The sequence below is a fragment of the Burkholderia sp. MSMB1078WGS genome, from assembly GCF_001528895.1.
In the GTDB taxonomy this organism is placed as follows: Bacteria; Pseudomonadota; Gammaproteobacteria; order Burkholderiales; family Burkholderiaceae; genus Burkholderia.
This window is the reverse complement of the sequence record NZ_LPDI01000039.1, coordinates 1-19,131: the sequence shown is the minus strand read 5'-3', so window position 1 is coordinate 19,131 and position 19,131 is coordinate 1. Positions and strand designations below refer to the sequence as shown.

The 19,131-nt window shown below is 70.9% G+C and carries 3 protein-coding genes and 1 pseudogene; 1 reads left to right on the top strand and 3 read right to left on the bottom strand.

Annotated elements, in window-relative coordinates; all coding sequences use genetic code 11:
* Positions 1–244: 244 nt before the first annotated feature.
* Together WT24_RS10270 and WT24_RS10265 are read right to left on the bottom strand one after the other, a co-directional pair.
* A complete protein-coding gene (locus WT24_RS10270; protein WP_060033256.1) occupies positions 245–2,737 on the bottom strand; it encodes a xanthine dehydrogenase family protein molybdopterin-binding subunit in 2,493 nt (830 codons plus the stop codon).
* A 21-nt stretch (positions 2,738–2,758) separates the two neighbouring features.
* Positions 2,759–3,217, bottom strand: a complete 459-nt coding sequence (locus WT24_RS10265; protein WP_059500015.1) for a (2Fe-2S)-binding protein — start codon at positions 3,215–3,217, stop codon at positions 2,759–2,761.
* Positions 3,218–3,953: 736 nt separating this feature from the next.
* On the opposite strand from WT24_RS10265, the gene WT24_RS10260 reads away from it, so the two are divergent.
* Positions 3,954–16,670, top strand: a complete 12,717-nt coding sequence (locus WT24_RS10260; protein WP_060033253.1) for an autotransporter-associated beta strand repeat-containing protein — start codon at positions 3,954–3,956, stop codon at positions 16,668–16,670.
* Positions 16,671–16,961: 291 nt separating this feature from the next.
* Here the strand turns inward: WT24_RS10260 and WT24_RS35260 are convergent.
* Positions 16,962–19,131, bottom strand: a pseudogene (locus tag WT24_RS35260) (hypothetical protein); the annotation flags it as partial.

The window sequence follows — 19,131 nt, the reverse complement described above, 5'->3', positions numbered from 1 at the left end:
CGGCACGGCAACAGGCTTCATGGAGGCTTCCTCCCCGGGCGGCGCCGCGAGACAGGTCGACCATAGCGGCGTCGATGTATCCCGGACCCATGGTCGGCCATGGAACAAGCCGTAGTCCACCGCCTTCGCGGCTGCCCCCTACTGCTAACCGGTTGAAGCGGCGGCGCCCCGTATCGGGGTGGCCGGCGCACGGTGCATCACTGAAAACGACTGCCGGGATCGACCGCGCACCGGATCGTCTACGTCACACCGTGCCTTTCTTCAGATCCTCGATGCACGGAATCCCGGCGCGCCGTTTCGGCCGCAGGAATTTCGGCACGGCGGGTGCTTGGCCGACGCCTGCATGGCTTTGGTCGGCCTTGGGCTTCAACGCGGCCCGCTTGGCCTTGTGCGGCATCCGGCAGCCGCCGGCCGGCAGGTCGCCGTACGGATCCTCTTCGACGGCCGCAGCAGGGGCCTCCGGCATCGCGGGGGCGGCCGATGCGACCAGCATCGGCGCGAACGGCAACGCACGCATCCGTTCGCCGGTCAGCACGAACGCACCGTTGGCCACCGCCGGCGCGATCGGCGGCACGCCGGCGTCGCTCAACCCGGTCGGCTGCGCGTCCGACGGCACGAAGAAGACGTCCACCGGCGGCGCTTCCTGCATGCGCACGGGCGGATAGTCGGCGAAACCGGCGTTGCGCACCGCGCCATGGTCGACGTCGATCGCGAAGCCCGGCTTCGTCGTCGAGAGGCCGAACAGCGCGCCGCCCTGGATCTGCGCTTCCGCACCGGTCGGGTTGACGATGCGGCCCGCATACACGCCTGCCGTCACGCGATGCACGCGCGGCTGCTGCGCCTCGATCGACACCTCCGTCACGTACGCGACGACCGAGCCGGCGGTTTCGTGCATCGCGACGCCCCATGCGTGCCCGGCCGGCAGCGTGCGCGTGCCGTAGCCGGACTTGTCGACGGCCAGCGCGAGCGCCTGGCGATGCGGCGCGTGCTCGGGGCCGGTCAGCCGCGCCATCCGGTACGCGACCGGGTCCTGGCGCGCCGAGTGCGCGAGCTCGTCGACCAGCGTTTCCATTACGAACGCCGTATGCGTATGGCCGCCCGAACGCCACGACTGGACCGGCACGTCGGCGTCGGTCTGATGGACCGACACCTGCATCGGGAAGCCGTACGGGCTGTTCGCGACGCCGTCGGTCAGGCTGGGATCGGTGCCGCGCCTGAGCATTGCCGTGCGCTCGAGCGGCGAGCCCTTCAGCACCGACTGGCCGACGACGACGTGCTGCCAGTCGCGCACGGCGCCGCTGCCGTCGACGCCGATGTCGACGCGATGCAGCACCATCGGGCGGTAATAGCCGCCGCGCAGATCGTCCTCGCGCGACCAGATCGTCTTGACCGGGCCGAGATGGCCGGCGGCGAGGTACGCGGACGACACGCGGGCGGCTTCGACCACGTAGTCCGACGTGGGCGTCGAGCGGCGGCCGTAGTCGCCGCCCGTCGTCAGCGTGAATATCTGGACTTTCTCCGGCGCGACGCCGAGCGCTTTCGCGACGGCCGCGCGGTCGGCGGTCTGCAGCGACGAGCCGCCCCAGATCTTGATCCCGCACGCGCAGTTCGCCGGCCCGACGTCGACCGTGCAGCTGAGCGGCTCCATCGCCGCGTGCGCGAGATACGGAAATTCGTAGTCCTTCTGGATCCGCGTCGCCGCCGGCGGCGCGCTGCCGGCGTCGGCTGTGCGCACCACGGTCCCCGGCGTGCCGGCGAGCTGCTTGTACGCCTGCATTTGTTCGGCGGACGTGACGGTCGAGCCGGCGTCCTTCCACGTGATCTTCAGCGCATCGCGGCCGAGCTTGGCCGGCCAGTAGCCGTTCGCGATCACGGCCACGCCGGTGCCGCCGCGATCGGTCGGGATCTCGACGACCTCGACCACGCCCTTGACGGCCCGGGCCGCCGCCGCGTCGTAGCTCGCGACCTTGCCGCCGAAGCGCGGCGGGCGCGCGACCACGGCCACCATCGTGTCCGGCAGGCTCCAGTCCATTCCGTACTTGAGCGTGCCGTCGAGCATCGCGCGCGCGTCGACGCGCGGTGTCGGCTTGCCGATCAGGCGGAACTGATCCGGCGACTTCAACGGCACCCGCTGCGGGACCGGCATCGCCATCGCGGCCGGTGCGAGCTCGCCATAGGTCGCGCGGTAATTGCCCGACGTCACGACGCCATTCGCGGTCCGGCATGTGGAGGGATCGACGTTCCAGCGCTGCGCGGCCGCGGCGACGAGCATCGCGCGGGCAGACGCGCCGAGTTCGCGGTATTGCGCGAACGAGTGATTGACCGACGTCGAGCCGGCCGTCATCTGGATGCCCGTCACCGGATCCTTGTACGGCTCGCCGGCCGGCGCGAGCACGGTGCGCACGTTGCGCCAGTCGGCGTCGAGCTCGTCGGCCAGCGCCATCGGCAGCGCGGTGCTGACGCCTTGGCCGGATTCCGTCCGGTTGACGGCGACGGTCACGGTGTTGTCCGGCGCGATGATCAGGAATGCTTGCGGCGGTGAAGCCGGCGAGGTCTTGCCCGCTTGCGCCGCGGCGCGCGTCGGCGCGATGCCGAGCGCGAGGCAGCCGCTCGCCGCCATCGTCAGCTTCAGGAAGCCGCGCCGGCCGAGCATCGGAGCATCGGCTCCGGTGGCGGGCGGCGCGTCGCGGCGGGAGGCGTCGGCGCTTGCCGGGCGCCCGAAAGTGCGGATACGCATGGTCACAGTCTCCGGGCAGGCTCAGGCAAGCGCGTGAGCCGCATCGTGAATCGCGGCGCGGATGCGCTGGTAGGTCGCGCAACGGCACAGGTTGCCGGCCATCGCGCGATCGATGTCGGCATCGGTCGGCGCCTTGTTGCTGCGCAGCAGGCCGGCCGCACTCATCATCTGGCCGCTCTGGCAGTAGCCGCATTGCGCGACGTCGTGCCGGATCCATGCGTCGAGGACGGCCTTGCCGACCGCATCGTCGGCGAGATGTTCGGACGTCGTGATGCGCGCGCTGCCGACCGCCGACAGCGCCAGCGTGCAGCTTCGGGCCGGCCGGCCGTCGACGTGAACGGTGCAGGCGCCGCAGTCGCCGGTGCCGCATCCGAACTTGGTGCCGGTCAGCCCGAGGTTGTCGCGCAGCACCCAGAGCACCGGTGTCGACGGATCGGCGTCGATCTCGGCCGGCCGGTTGTTGATGTTCAACGTCACCATCGTGAAGTTCTCCCTTGGACACCTCGTTGTCGTCCGCGAAACAGGAAAGCAATGCGGCGGATCTGAACCAATTAAAGCAGATTTGCTAAAAAGTCTGCACCGGGGAATTCCAGTTTTTTGCCTTTCTTAATGATTTCCCTGGTTTATTTAAAGAGAATCGTTTTCATCTCGCGCACCGATGAATTAATGCAAATGAAAGAATATTGAGTTTTGCCAAAAAAATACCCGTTTGATGGAAAACGTTTGCTGCTCGGGCCTATATTTGACTCGCGATCACGCCGGGAGACAGGCGGATCGGGCGGCAGGCACTGACGAACCGGTATGCGGGGCAACAGGCGCGCGGTTATCCGACGGGAGCGGGCAGCGTTTGATTGTGGGGCGGGAAGCCCCGTACGGGCAGGAGTTCGGCATGGATGCGTTGTTGGCCTGTATGGACGGACGTTCGACGAGCTGTGCTCGTCGAAGCAACGTTTCCAGGGTCGTGAAAACAACTGTTATTAATTAGCGGAAAATTTACCGGGTGACGAAGGGGGTTAAAAGTAAAATATGCCGATTCAATAATTCTCGTCGATTCGTTCTTGTTTGTTTTTAATCCATTCAACCAATTCGGATTGGTGAAGGGGCGGTGTTTTTCCAAAAAAACATCGAATAACGCATTCCGGTATTTATCCCCGGCATTTTGAATGCGCCGAATGAATGCCCGGTGTCGTCGATTCTCTTATGGGAAGGTGTGATTATGCGTATGCGCATGGGCTCGAACAAAAAGCGCGCGGAAGCACGTCCGAAACTCCTCGTCCCGACCGGCATGCTGGTCGCGCTGGTCGGCGCCGGGATCGTCCCCGCCGACGCCCTGGCTGCCTGCACCGGAACGACGACCGTCAGTTGTACCGGAGCCAGCACGTCCTATTCGAACGGCACGAACAATCTGAACCTGACCGTCCAGTCCGGCGCGACCATTTCCGTGGTGCCGTTGTTCGGCGGCACCGCGCTGTCGCTGACGGGCAGCGGCGTCACGCTGACCAACAACGGCCGGATCGACCCCGCGTTGTCCGGGCTGAGCGTCGTGTCGAACGGCACGGTGGTCGGCAATAGCGGGTCGGCGAGCACCGTCAACGTCACGAACACCAGCACGGGCGTGATGATGGGGTCGACGAGCTCGCTGGTCAACGGGCCGGCTTTGACGGTCAACAACGGCATCGGCGGCACGACGAACATCACGAACGCCGGCATGATCGGTACGACCGGCCTGCTCGGCTTCGGCGCGGGACCGACCGCGCAGGTCGTGACCACGTCGGGCGGCGCGCAGACCAACTTCACCAACACGAGCAGCGGCACGATCAGCGGGTCTGTGGCGCTCGCGCCCAGCGGCACGCCGGGCGCAGGGAACACGTTCACGAACGCCGGCACCGTCACGGGCAACGTGTCGCTGGGTGCGGCCCTCGGCACGTCGAACACGTTCAACGCGCTGACCGGATCGTCGGTCGGGCTCGGCGTCGACGCCGGGCTGGGCGGCAACAACACGCTCAACCTGCAGCTGAACACGGCCGCCGGCGGCGCGACGAACGGCGCCATCGCGGTCGATACGTACGGCAATTTCAACAACCTCGCCGTGCAGGGCGGCACGTGGGACATCACCGGCGCATCGACCGCGACGAACGCGTCGCTGACCGGCGGCACCGCGATCGTCCACGGCGCCGGCGCGCTGGGCACCGGCACGATCATCGGCGGCGGCGGCACGCTCGAGGCCGGCGCGGCCGGCGTGAACCTGCTCAACAACGTGACGCTGACGGGCGGCCTGACGGTGGACGGCGCGAACGGGCTCGGATTGTCGGGTGCGATCGGCGGCGCCGGTGCGCTGAACGTGAGCGGCACCGGCACGCTGGCGCTGAACGGCGCCAATTCATTCACGGGCGGAACGAATCTGACGGGCGGCGGCGGGCTCCTCGTCGGCACCGCGACGGCGCTCGGCGGCGGCGCGCTGAACGTGACGGGCACGGGCGGCACGCTCGGCACGAGCGTCGGCGGCACGGTGCTCGGCAACGCGGTGAACATCGACACCGGCGTCACCCTGGGTCTGAACGGCTCGGCCAATCTCGGGCTGGGCGGCGTGATCGCCGGCAACGGCGGGCTGGCGCAAACCGGCTCGGGCACGACCACGCTGCTCGGCCTGAACACGTTTACGGGTGGCACGACGTTGAGCGGCGGCGGGCTCGTCGCTGGCACGGGCGCGGCACTCGGGACGGGGGCGCTGCACGTGAGCGGCACGGGCGGCTCGCTGGCGACGAACGTGGGCGGCACGCTGCTCGGCAATGCGGTGAATCTCGATGCAGGGGCCACGCTGGGCCTGAACGGCGCGGCCGACCTGAGCCTGGGCGGAGCGATCGGCGGGAGCGGCAGCCTGGCGCAATCCGGTGCCGGCACGACGACGCTGCTCGGCGCGAACACGTTCTCGGGCGGCACCACGCTGAGCGGCGGCGGGCTGATCGCCGGCAACGGCGCGGCGCTCGGCACGGGGGCGCTGAATGTATCCGGCGCGGGCGGCACGCTCGCGACGAACGTCGGCGGCACGGTGCTCGGCAATGCGGTCAACCTGGGCGCGGGCGCCACGCTCGGCCTGAACGGCGCGGCCGACCTGAGCCTGGGCGGAGCGATCGGCGGGAGCGGCAGCCTGGCGCAATCCGGTGCCGGCACGACGACGCTGCTCGGCGCGAACACGTTCTCGGGCGGCACCACGCTGAGCGGCGGCGGGCTGATCGCCGGCAACGGCGCGGCATTGGGCACGGGGGCGCTGAACGTATCCGGCACGGGCGGCACGCTCGCGACGAACGTCGGCGGCACGCTGCTCGGCAATGCGGTCAACCTGGGCGCGGGCGCCACGCTCGGCCTGAATGGCGCGGCCGATCTCGGCCTGAGCGGCGCGATCTCGGGCGCGGGCGGCCTGGCGCTCGGCGGCACCGGCGCCACGACGCTGTCCGGTGCGAACACGTTCACGGGCGGCGCGAGCCTGACGGGCGGCGGCAGCCTGATCGTCGGCGGCAACTCGGCGCTCGGCGTGGGCGGCGCGTTGAACGTGAGCGGTCTCGGCGGTTCGCTGAGCGCCGATCTGGCCGCCGGCGCGGCGCTCGCGAACGGCATCAACCTGAACGGCGCATCGCTGACGCTGAACGGCGCGAACGACCTCGGCCTGAGCGGCGCGATCGGCGGTACCGGCGGTCTCGTGCTGAGCGGCACGGGGACGACGACGCTGTCCGGCGCGAACACCTTCGGCGGCGGCACGACGCTGAGCGCCGGCACGCTGCTCGCCGGCAGCAATACGGCGCTGGGCAGCGGCGCGCTGAACGTCGCCGGCACGGGCGGCGCGCTCGGCGCGAGCGTGAGCGGCACGACGCTGGGCAATGCGGTGAATCTCGGCGCGGGCGCGACGCTCTCGTTGACCGGCGCGAACGATCTCGGCCTGAACGGCGTGATCGCCGGTACCGGCGGTCTCGCGCAAATCGGTTCGGGCATCACGACGCTGACCGGCGCGAACACGTTCACCGGCGGCACGACGCTCGCCGGCGGCGGAATCCTCGCCGGCAACGCCGCCGCGCTGGGCACGGGGGCGCTGAACGTGACCGGCGCGGGCGGCTCGCTCGGCACGACCGTCGGCGGCACGGTGCTCGGCAATGCGATCCAGCTCGGCGCGGGCGCGGCACTGACGGTTGGGGGTGCGAACGATCTCGGGCTGGGCGGGATCATTTCCGGGGCGGGCGGCCTGACCGTGAGCGGCCCGGGCACGACGACGCTCACCGCGGCCGAGACGTTTACCGGCGGCACCACGATCGGCAGCGGCACGCTCGCGATCGGCGCGGGCGGCAGCCTCGCCGCGTCGAGCCCCGTCAACCTGACGGGCGCCGGCGCGCAGTTCAACATCGCCGGTGCGACCACGCCGCAGTCGATCGGCACGCTGTCGGGTGTCGCGGGTTCGACGATCGATCTCGGTTCGAACAACCTGACGCTGGCAGGCAGCGGCAGCGGCGTCTTCGCCGGCAACATCGGCGGTGCGGGCGGGCTGACGCTGTCCGGCACCGGGTCGCAGGCGCTGACCGGCAACAACACGTACGCGGGCGGCACGGCGCTGACGGGCGGCAGCCTGCTCGTTGGCAGCGGTGCGGCGCTCGGCGTCGGCGCGCTCGACGTCAACGGCTCGGCGTCGCTCGGCGCAAGCGTGCCGGGCGTGACGCTCGGCAACGCGGTCAATCTCGGTACCGGCGTCACGCTGGGGCTGAACGGCGCGAACGATCTCGGCCTGAGCGGCACGATCGCCGGCAGCGGCAGCCTTGCGCAAACCGGTACCGGCACGACGACGCTGCTCGGCGCGAACACGTTCTCGGGCGGCACGACGTTGAGCGGCGGCGGACTGATCGCCGGCAACGGCGCGGCGCTCGGCACCGGTGCGCTGAATGTCAGCGGTGCGGGCGGCACGCTCGCGACGAACGTCGCCGGCACCGTGCTCGGCAACGCGGTGAACCTGGGCGCGGGCGCGACGCTCGGCCTGAACGGCGCGGCCGATCTGAGCCTCGGCGGCGTGATTGCCGGCGACGGCAGTCTTGCGCAAACCGGCACCGGCACGACGACGCTGCTCGGTGCGAACACGTTCACGGGCGGCACGACGCTGAGCGGCGGCGGACTGATCGCGGGCAACGGCAGCGCACTCGGCACCGGCGCGCTGAACGTGACGGGCACGGGCGGCACGCTCGGCACGAGCGTCGGCGGCACGGTACTCGGCAATGCGGTGAATCTGGGTGCGGGCGCGACGCTGACGGTCGGCGGCGCGAACAACCTGGGCCTGGGCGGCGCGATTTCGGGCGGCGGCAACCTCGCGGTGAACGGCCCGTCGATCACGACGCTCACGGGGGCGGGCAGCTACACCGGCAACACGACGATCGGCAACGGCAGCACGCTCGCGGTGGGCGCGGGCGGCAGCCTGTCCGGCGGCAGTTTGTTCGACCTGGCCGGCGCGGGCGCGACGCTCGACCTGAGCGCGGCCACGTCGCCGCAGGCGACGGGCGGGTTGGCCGGCGTCGCGGGCGCGACGGTGAACCTCGGCGGCAACACGCTGACGCTCGGCGGAGCCGGCAACAACACCTTCGGCGGCACGATCGGCGGCGCTGGCGGGCTGACGCTGTCCGGCACCGGGACCGAGACGCTGACCGGCGCGAACACGTACACCGGTGGCACGACGATCAACAGCGGCACGCTGGCGATCGGCGCGGGCGGCAGCCTGTCGGCGGGCGGCGCCGTGAATCTGGGCGGGGCCGGCGCGACGTTCGACCTCAGCGGCGCGACGACGCCGCAGACGACCGGCACGCTGTCGGGCGTGGCCGGTTCGACGGTGAACCTGGGCGGCAACAACCTGACGTTGGGCGGGACGGGCAGCGGCACGTATGACGGCACGATCGGCGGCACGGGCGGTAGCCTGACGCTGGGCGGCACGGGCACCGAAACGTTGAACGGCACGAACACGTACACGGGCGGCACGAGCCTGACCGGCGGCGGCACGCTGATCGCGGGCAACGGCTCGGCGCTCGGCACCGGCGCATTGAACACGAGCGGCGCGGGCGGCACGCTGGCCGCAAGCGTCGCGGGCACGACCCTGAACAATGCCGTGAACCTCGGCACGGGTTCGGCGCTGACGCTCGGCGGCACGAACGACCTCGGCCTGGCCGGGATCGTGTCGGGCGGCGGCAGTCTCGCGCAAACCGGCAGCGGCACGACGACGCTGTCCGGCGCGAACACCTACACGGGCGGCACGACGCTGAGCGCCGGCGGCCTGTCGGTTGGCAACGACACGGCGCTCGGCACGGGCGCACTCGGCGTCACCGGCAGCGGCGGCACGCTCAGCGCGAGCACGGCGAACCTGCTGCTGGCGAACGCCGTCGATCTGGGCGCCGGTTCGACGCTGAATCTCGGCGGTGCGTTCGACTTCGGCCTGAACGGCATGATTTCCGGCGCGGGCGGCGTGGTGCAGTCCGGCTCGGGCACGACCACGCTCGGCGGTGCCAACACCTACAGCGGCGGGACGACGTTGAGCAGCGGCGGACTGAGCGTGGGCAGCAACACGGCGCTCGGTTCCGGCGCATTGAACGTGACCGGCAACGGCACGCTGAACGCGAGCGTGAGCGGCACGACGCTCGGCAACGCGGTCACGCTCGGCTCGGGCGCGACGCTCGGCCTGAACGGTGCGAACGATCTCGGCCTGAGCGGCACGATTTCCGGCAGCGGCGGCCTTGCGCAGACCGGCGCGGGCACCACGACGCTCACCGGCACGAACACGTACACGGGCGGCACCACGCTGAGTGGCGGCGGGCTCATTGCCGGCAACGGCAGCGCACTGGGTTCCGGCGCGCTGAACGTGACGGGTGCGGGCGGCTCGCTCGGCACGAGCGTCGGCGGCACGACGCTCGCCAATACGGTCAATCTCGGCGCAGGGTCGACGCTGACGGTTGGCGGTGCGAACGATCTCGGGCTGGGCGGCGGGATCTCGGGCAGCGGCGGTCTGTCGGTCAGCGGCCCGTCGACGACCACGCTCACGGGCGTGAACACCTATACCGGCAACACGACGATCGGCGGCGGCAGCACGCTGGCGGTCGGCGCGGGCGGCAGCCTGTCGTCGGGCAGCGCGCTCGATCTCGCCGGCACGGGCGCGACGCTCGACATCAGCGCGGCAACCACGCCGCAGACGAGCGGGATGCTGTCCGGCGTCGCGGGCACGAACGTGAACCTCGGCGGCAACACGTTGACGCTGGCCGGTACCGGCAACGGCAGCTATGCGGGGACGATCGGCGGCACCGGCGGGCTGACGATGGCCGGCACGGGGACGGAAACGCTGACCGGCACCAACACGTACACGGGGGCGACGACGATCAACAGCGGCACGCTGGCGATCGGCGCGGGCGGCAGCCTGTCCGCGAGCAGCCCGGTGAATCTCGCCGGCGCGGGCGCGACCTTCGACGTCAGCGGCGCGACTACGCCGCAGACGACGGGCACGCTCTCGGGCGTGGCCGGTTCGACGGTGAACCTCGGCGGCAACAACCTGACGCTCGGCGGGTCGGGCAGCGGCACGTACGACGGCACGATCGCGGGGGCCGGCGGCAGCCTCACGCTGGCGGGCACGGGCACCGAAACGCTCACCGGCAACAACACGTACACGGGCGGCACGAACCTGACGGGCGGCGGCACGTTGATCGCGGGTAGCGGCTCGGCGCTCGGCACGGGCGCGCTGAACACGAGCGGCGCAGGCGGCACGCTCGGCACGAGCGTTGCAGGCACGACGCTGACCAATGCGATCAATCTCGGTTCGGGCTCGACGCTGACGGTTGGCGGTGCGAACAATCTCGGTCTCGGCGGCGCGATCTCGGGCAGCGGCAACCTGGCGGTGACCGGCCCGTCGACGACGACGCTTACCGGCGCCGGCACGTACACCGGCAACACGACGATCGGCGGCGGCAGCACGCTGGCGGTCGGCGCGGGCGGCAGCCTGTCGTCGGGCAGTGCGATCGATCTGGCCGGTGCGGGCTCGACGCTGGACGTGAGTGCCGCGACGACGCCGCAGACGACGGGCGTGTTGTCGGGCGCAGCGGGTTCGGCTGTGAACCTCGGCGGCAACACGCTGACGCTCGGCGGGTCGGGCAGCGGCACGTTCGGCGGTACGGTTGGCGGCACGGGCGGGTTGACGCTGTCGGGTACCGGTACGGAAACGCTGACGGGCAACAACACGTACACCGGCGCGACGACGATCAACAGCGGCACGCTGGCGATCGGCGCGGGCGGCAGCCTGTCGGCGAGCAGCCCGGTGAACCTGGCCGGTGCGGGCGCAACGTTCGACGTCAGCGGCGCGACCACGCCGCAGACGACGGGCACGCTGTCGGGCGTGGCCGGTTCGACGGTGAACCTGGGCGGTAACAACCTGACGCTCGGCGGCACGGGCAACGGCACATACGGCGGCACGATCGCCGGCGCGGGCGGCAGCCTGACGCTGTCGGGCACGGGTACCGAAACGCTGACCGGCAACAACACGTACACGGGCGGCACGACCCTGAGCGGCGGCGGCACGTTGATCGCGGGCAGCGGCTCGGCGCTCGGCACGGGTGCGCTGAACACGAGCGGCGCAGGCGGCACGCTGGCCGCGAGCACGCCGGGCACGACGCTCGGCAACGCGGTGAATCTCGGCAGCGGATCGACGCTGACGGTCGGGGGTACGAACGATCTCGGGCTGGGCGGCGCGATCTCGGGCAGCGGTAACCTCGCAGTGAACGGTCCGTCGACGACGACGCTGTCGGGCGCGAACACCTACACGGGCAGCACGACGATCGGCGGCGGCAGCACGCTCGCGGTCGGTGCGGGCGGCAGCCTGTCGTCGGGCAGCGCGATCGACCTGTCCGGCACCGGCGCCACGCTCGACCTGAGCGCGGCCACGTCGCCGCAGACGAGCGGCGCGCTGTCCGGCGGCACGGGCACGAACGTCAACCTGGGCGGCAATACGCTGACGCTCGGCGGTTCGGGCAGCGGCACGTACGCGGGTGTGATCGGCGGCACGGGCGGGTTGACGCTGTCGGGCACCGGCACCGAAACGCTGACGGGCACCAACACGTACACCGGCGCGACGACGATCAACAGCGGCACGCTCGCGATCAGCGGCAACGGCAGCCTCTCGTCGAGCAGCCCGGTCAGCCTGACGGCGTCCGGCGCGACGCTCGACCTGAGCGGCGCGTCGTCGCCGCAATCGACCGGCGCGATCTCGGGCGTGGCGGGCTCGACCGTGAACCTGGGCAACAACAACCTGACGCTCGGCGGCTCGGCCAGCGGCACCTACGCGGGCAACATCGCCGGCACGGGCGGCGTAACGATGTCGGGCACCGGCACGGAAACGCTGACGGGCACCAACACGTACACCGGCGCGACGACGATCAACAGCGGCACGCTGGCGATCGGCGCGGGCGGCAGCCTGTCGGGGACGACGCCGGTGAGCCTGACGGGTGCGGGCGCAACCTTCGACCTGAGCGGCGCGACCACGCCGCAGACGACGGGTACGCTGTCCGGCGTGGCCGGTTCGACGGTGAACCTCGGCGGCAACAACCTGACGCTCGGCGGCACGGGCAGCGGCACGTATGACGGCACGATTGCCGGTGCAGGCGGCAGCCTGACGCTGGGCGGCACGGGCACCGAAACGTTGAACGGCACGAACACGTACACGGGCGGCACGAGCCTGACCGGTGGCGGCACGTTGATCGCGGGCAACGGTTCGGCGCTGGGCACGGGCGCGCTGAACACCAGCGGCGCAGGCGGCACGCTCGGCACGAGCGTGGCCGGCACGACGCTCGGCAACGCGGTGAACCTCGGTGCAGGCTCGACGCTGACGGTCGGCGGCGCAAACAACCTGGGCCTCGGCGGTGCGATCTCGGGCAGCGGCAACCTCGCGGTGAGCGGCCCGTCGACGACGACGCTCACCGGCGCCAGCTCGTACACCGGCGGCACGACGATCGGCAACGGCAGCACGCTGGCAGTCGGCGCGGGCGGCAGCCTGTCGTCGGGCAGTGCGGTCGATCTGGCAGGCGCCGGGGCCACGCTCGATCTGAGCGCGGCCACCTCGCCGCAGTCGACGGGCGCGTTGTCGGGCGTATCGGGTTCGACGGTGAACCTCGGCGGCAACAGCCTGACGCTCGGCGGGTCGGGCAGCGGCACGTACGACGGCACGATCGCGGGGGCCGGTGGCAGCCTGACGCTGTCGGGCACCGGTACCGAAACGCTGACCGGCAACAACACGTACACGGGCGGCACGACGTTGAGCGGCGGCGGCACGCTGCTCGCCGGCAACGGCTCGGCGCTCGGCACGGGCGCGCTGAACACGAGCGGCGCAGGCGGCACGCTCGGCACGAGCGTCGCGGGCACGACGCTGACCAACGCGATCAACCTGGGTTCGGGCTCGACGCTGACGGTCGGCGGCGCGAACAACCTGGGCCTCGGCGGTGCGATCTCGGGCAGCGGCAACCTCGCGGTGAGCGGCCCGTCGACGACGACCCTCAGCGGCATCGGCACGTACACGGGCAACACGACGATCGGCGGCGGCAGCACGCTCGCAGTCGGTGCGGGCGGCAGCCTGTCGGCGGGCAGCGCGGTCGATCTGTCGGGTACAGGGGCCACGCTCGACCTGAGTGCCGCGACGACGCCGCAGACCACGGGCGCGCTGTCCGGCGCAGCGGGTTCGGCGGTGAACCTCGGTGGCAATACGTTGACGCTCGGCGGGTCGGGCAGCGGCACGTTCGGTGGTACGGTCGGCGGCACGGGCGGGTTGACGTTGTCGGGCACCGGCACCGAAACGCTGACGGGCACCAACACGTACACCGGCGCGACGACGATCAACAGCGGCACGCTGGCGATCGGCGCGGGCGGCAGCCTGTCCGGCAGCAGCCCGGTCAATCTGGCCGGTGCGGGCGCAACGTTCGACGTGAGCGCGGCGACGACGCCGCAAACGACGAACGCGCTGTCGGGCGTCGCGGGTTCGACGGTGAACCTCGGCGGCAACAACCTGACGCTCGGCGGTACAGGCAACGGCACGTACGGCGGCACGATCGCCGGTACGGGCGGCAGCCTCACGCTGGCCGGCCCGGGCACCGAAACGCTGACCGGCAACAACACGTACACGGGCGGTACGAGCCTGACGGGCGGCGGCACGCTGGTCGCGGGCAGCAACACGGCGCTCGGCACCGGCGCGCTGAACACCGGCGGCGCAGGCGGCACGCTGGCCGCGGGCACGCCGGGTACGACGCTGACCAACGCGGTGAACCTCGGTACGGGCTCGACGCTGACGGTGGGCGGTGCGAACAGCCTCGGTCTGAGCGGCCCGATCTCCGGCAGCGGCACGCTCGCGCTCAGCGGCCCGGCGACGACGACGCTTTCCGGCGCCAACACGTACACCGGCGGCACCAGCGTCACGGGCGGCGGCACGCTGGTCGCCGGCACGCCGACCGCACTCGGCAGCGGCACGCTGAGTGTCGGCGGCAACGGCGGCACGCTCGGGACCAGCGTGCCCGGCACGACGCTCGGCAACGCCGTGAATCTCGGCACGGGTTCGACGCTGACGGTGGGCGGCGCCAACAACCTCGGCCTGAGCGGCCCGATCTCGGGCGGTGGCAATCTGGCGGTGAGCGGCCCGTCGACGACGACGCTGAGCGGCGCGAACTCGTACACGGGCGGCACGACGATCGGCAGCGGCAGCACGCTGGCGGTCGGCGGCAACGGCGGCCTGTCGGCCGGCAGCGCACTGACGCTGGCCGGCAACGGCGCGACGCTCGACGTCAGCGGCACGACGACGCCGCAGACGGCCAGCGCGCTGTCGGGCGCGGCGGGTTCGACCGTGAATCTCGGCGGCAACACGCTGACCGTGGCCGGCCCGACGGGCGGTTCGTTCGGCGGCACGATCGCGGGTACCGGCGGCTTCGCGGTGCAGGGCGGCGGCACGCAGACGCTGACCGGCGCCAACACGTACACCGGCGGCACGACGATCGGCAGCGGCAGCATGCTCGCGCTTGCCGGCGCAGGCAGCCTTGCGCCGACGAGCCCGGTGACTCTCGCCGGCAGCGGCGCGACGCTGGACCTCACGGGTTCGGCCGCACCGCAGTCGATCGGCACGCTGTCCGGCACGACGGGTTCGAACGTGAACCTCGGCGCGACGCCGCTGACGGTCAATACCGCCGGCACCAGCTCGTTCGCGGGCACGCTGTCGGGTACCGGCCCGCTGACGCTGGCCGGCACGGGTGCGCAGGTGCTGAGCGGGACCAACACGCTGTCCGGGCCGACCACCGTGGCGGGCGGCACGCTCGCGGTCACCGGTTCGCTGGCCAACTCGCCGGTGACCGTCGGCAACGGCGCGACCGTCACCGGGACGGGCACGATCGGCGGCCTGGTCGTGTCGGGCGGCGGTACCGCATCGGTCCTCCAGCTCGGGCAGCCGCTGAAGGTCGCGGGCAACGCGACCTTCCAGCCGGGCTCGACGCTGCAGGTCGGCGCCACGCCGCAACAGAGCGGCGGCCTCGACGTGACCGGCTCCGCCACGCTCAACGGCGGGTCGGTGCAGGTCGTCGCGGCGACCGGCCAATACCAGCCGGGCAAGCTCTACACGATCGTGAATGCCGGCGCGGGCGTGCAAGGGCAGTTCAGCGCGGTGAACTCGACGTATGCGTTCCTCACGCCGACGCTCACGTACAACCCGGCGCAGGTGCTGATGTCGCTGGCGCCGAACGGCACGCCGTTCTCGTCGGTTGCGACGACGCCCGACGGGCAAGCGGTGGCGGGTGCGGTCGGCACGCTCGGCGCCGGCAACCCGCTGTTCGATACGGTGCTGACGACGGATGCGCCGACCGCCAACCGTGCGTTCACGCAACTGGCCGGCGACCTGTATCCGAGCACGCGCAGCGTGCTGCTGTCGGATAGCCGCTACGTGCGCGACGCGGTGCTCGATCGTGCGCGGCTCGGTTCGCAGCCGGGCGGGGCGCTCTGCGGATGCGAGGCGCCGGTGTCGGCGGACGATCACTCGGCGGCGCTCGACCGGCGCATGGCTGCGGAGAACGGCTGCACGCCGGCCAAGTCGTTCAAGCCCGCGGTGTGGGGCCGGCTGTACGGTTCGCATAGCCGGTTCGACGGCGACGGCGTCGCTTCGATCGATCGCAACCTGTATGGCTTCGTCGTCGGTACGGATGCGGAAGTCAGCAGCCACTGGCGCGTCGGTATCGCGGGCGGCGCGTCGCGCAGCCAGCTCAATACCGACCAGAACGAGTCGGCGAAGGTCAACGGCGAGACGATCGCGCTGTACGCCAGCGGCCGATACAACGCGTGGAACGTGCGCGGTGGCGTGTCGCAGTCGTGGTACCGCGTGCATAGCGAGCGCAATCCGTCGTTCGGCAGCTTCTCCGATCACGACACCGCGAGCTACGACGCGAACGCGACGCAGGTGTTCACGGAGATCGGCTACTCGACGGCCATTCGCAACGTCGCGCTCGAGCCGTTCGTCGGGCTCGCGTTCGCGAGCCTGCACACCGGCGGCTTCAAGGAGAACGGCGGCGCGGCTGCCTTGCAGGGCGATTCCGACACGACGGGCCTCGGCTTCTCGACCCTCGGCGTGCGGGCCTCGACCGACGTCGCGGTCACGACGAAGGGCAAGGTCACGGCGTTCGGCACGGTCGGCTGGCGGCACGCGTTCGGCAATACGCAACCGGCGTCGAAGCTGTCGTTCGCGAGCGGCGGTTCGCCGTTCAGCGTGGTCGGTGTGCCGGTCGCGCGTGACGCCGCGGTGCTCGAGGTCGGTGTCGACGCGGCCGTCACGAAGAACCTGTCGCTCGGGTTGTCCTACAGCGGCCAGATCGGCGGCAGCATCAGCGACCACGCGCTGTACGGCAATCTGTTGTGGAAGTTCTAAAGGGAGGCGGGGGCCGCTCGCGACGGAAGGTATCGTCGTGAGCGGTCAATCGTCGATCGAGGGTTGGATGATGGTCGTTTTTCGGATTCGCATTGCATAAGTTTCGTGATGCGAATCAATTTTCATGAAGTGCGTCGCTTGATGTCTGGTGTCCCGTTGCATCGGCCTGTTTAAACCTGTTTCAACGCTTTACCGTATCGGGCAATCCGCGAACGATTCGCGCCGCCTTCGGGCGATGGGGTCCAAGCGTCATCGCTCGAGTTGCTCCGCGGTTGTCCAATCGAAATGAGGTTATTCATGAAAACGAAAATGAACGCGAAATTGACAGGCATCGCCTTGTCGGTCGGGGTTTTGTTCAGCCTGGCCGCCACGGCGTCTCAGGCGGGGGTGCTGGCTTCCCCGCAGGGAAGTGTCAGCAAATCCGACGGCCTCATCGTCGCAGGCGGATCCCCCGCGCCCGGGGAACTCGTCGGCACCGTGACGGGATGGGGGAACGGGGCGGTGACGGTCGGCAGTCCGAACGCAGGCGGTATCTCGATCGGGCTGGCAGGGACGGGGACGGGAAGCGCGACCATCGATATCGGTAGCGGATTGCTCGAGCCGGTCGCAGGCGTGGCCGGTACGGTGACGGGGGCTTTGGGTGGTGTCGGCGGCGGCGGTGGCGGCGGGACCGGTGGTCTCGGTGGTGTGGTTGGAACGGTGACGGGTGCGCTGGGCGGCATCGGTGGTGGCGGGACTGGAGGTCTCGGTGGCGTCGTTGGAACGGTGGGCAACGCGGCAAGCGGCGCGGTCGGTACGGTGACGGGGGCGTTGGGTGGTGTCGGCGATCCGACTGGCGGGCTTGGTGGTGTGGTCGGTACGGTAACCGGTGCACTGGGTGGTATCGGTGGTGGCGGGACTGGTGGTCTCGGTGGCGTCGTCGGAACGGTGGGCAACGCGGCAAGCGGCGCGGTCGGTACGGTGACGGGTGCCTTGGGTGGTGTCGGCGATCCGACCGGCGGGCTTGGTGGTGTGGTCGGTACGGTAACCGGCGCACTGGGTGGCATCGGGGGCGGCGGGACTGGCGGCCTCGGCGGTGTTGTCGGCACGGTAGCGAACACGGCGACGGGCGCAGTCGGTACGGTGACAGGCGCCTTGGGTGGAGTGGGCGATCCGACCGGTGGGCTTGGTAGCGTGGTCGGCACGGTAACCGGCGCACTGGGTGGCATCGGTGGTGGCGGGACTGGTGGTCTCGGTGGCGTTGTTGGAACGGTGGGCAACGCGGCAAGCGGCGCAGTCGGTACGGTGACAGGCGCCTTGGGTGGAGTGGGCGATCCGACCGGTGGGCTTGGTAGCGTGGTCGGCACGGTAACCGGCGCACTGGGTGGCATCGGTGGTGGCGGGACTGGTGGTCTCGGTGGCGTTGTTGGAACGGTGGGCAACGCGGCAAGCGGCGCAGTCGGTACGGTGACAGGCGCCTTGGGTGGAGTGGGCGATCCGACCGGTGGGCTTGGTAGCGTGGTCGGCACGGTAACCGGCGCACTGGGCGGCATCGGTGGTGGCGGGACTGGTGGTCTCGGTGGCGTTGTTGGAACGGTGGGCAACGCGGCAAGCGGTGCTGTCGGTACGGTGACGGGTGCCTTGGGTGGAGTGGGCGATCCGACCGGTGGGCTTGGTGGTGTGGTTGGCACGGTAACCGGCGCACTGGGTGGCATCGGTGGCGGGACTGGTGGCCTCGGTGGCGTCGTTGGAACGGTGGGCAACGCGGCAAGCGGCGCAGTCGGTACGGTGACCGGCGCACTGGGCGGCGTTGGTGGCGGGACCGGTGGCCTCGGCGGCGTTGTCGGCACGGTAGCGAATACGGCGACGGGCGCAGTCGGAACGCTGACTGGCGCGCTGGGCGGCGTTGGTGGTGGCGGGACTGGTGGTCTCGGTGGTGTCGTTGGAACGGTGGGCAACGCGGCAAGCGGCGCAGTCGGTACGGTGACGGGGGCGTTGGGTGGTGTCGGCGATCCGACCGGCGGGCTTGGTGGTGTGGTCGGTACGGTAACCGGCGCCTTGGGTGGCATCGGTGGCGGGACTGGTGGCCTCGGTGGCGTCGTTGGAACGGTGGGCAACGCGGCAAGCGGTGCAGTCGGTACGGTAACGGGCGCCTTGGGTGGTGTCGGCGATCCGACTGGCGGGCTTGGTGGTGTGGTCGGTACGGTAACCGGCGCACTGGGCGGTGTTGGCGGCGGGACCGGTGGTCTCGGTGGCGTCGTTGGAACGGTGGGCAACGCGGCAAGTGGCGCGGTCGGTACGGTGACGGGTGCCTTGGGTGGAGTGGGCGATCCGACCGGTGGGCTTGGTGGCGTGGTTGGCACGATAACCGGCGCCCTGGGTGGCATCGGGGGCGGCGGGACTGGTGGTCTCGGCGGCGTCGTTGGAACGGTGGGCAACGCGGCAAGCGGCGCTGTCGGTACGGTGACGGGTGCCTTGGGTG

What these genes read in the sequence shown, in the direction of transcription:
- WT24_RS10270 (WP_060033256.1), bottom strand. Translation starts at nt 2,737, where the DNA reads ATGCGTATCCGCACTTTCGGGCGCCCGGCAAGCGCCGACGCCTCCCGC.
- WT24_RS10260 (WP_060033253.1), top strand. Translation starts at nt 3,954, where the DNA reads ATGCGTATGCGCATGGGCTCGAACAAAAAGCGCGCGGAAGCACGTCCG.
- WT24_RS10265 (WP_059500015.1), bottom strand. Translation starts at nt 3,217, where the DNA reads ATGGTGACGTTGAACATCAACAACCGGCCGGCCGAGATCGACGCCGAT.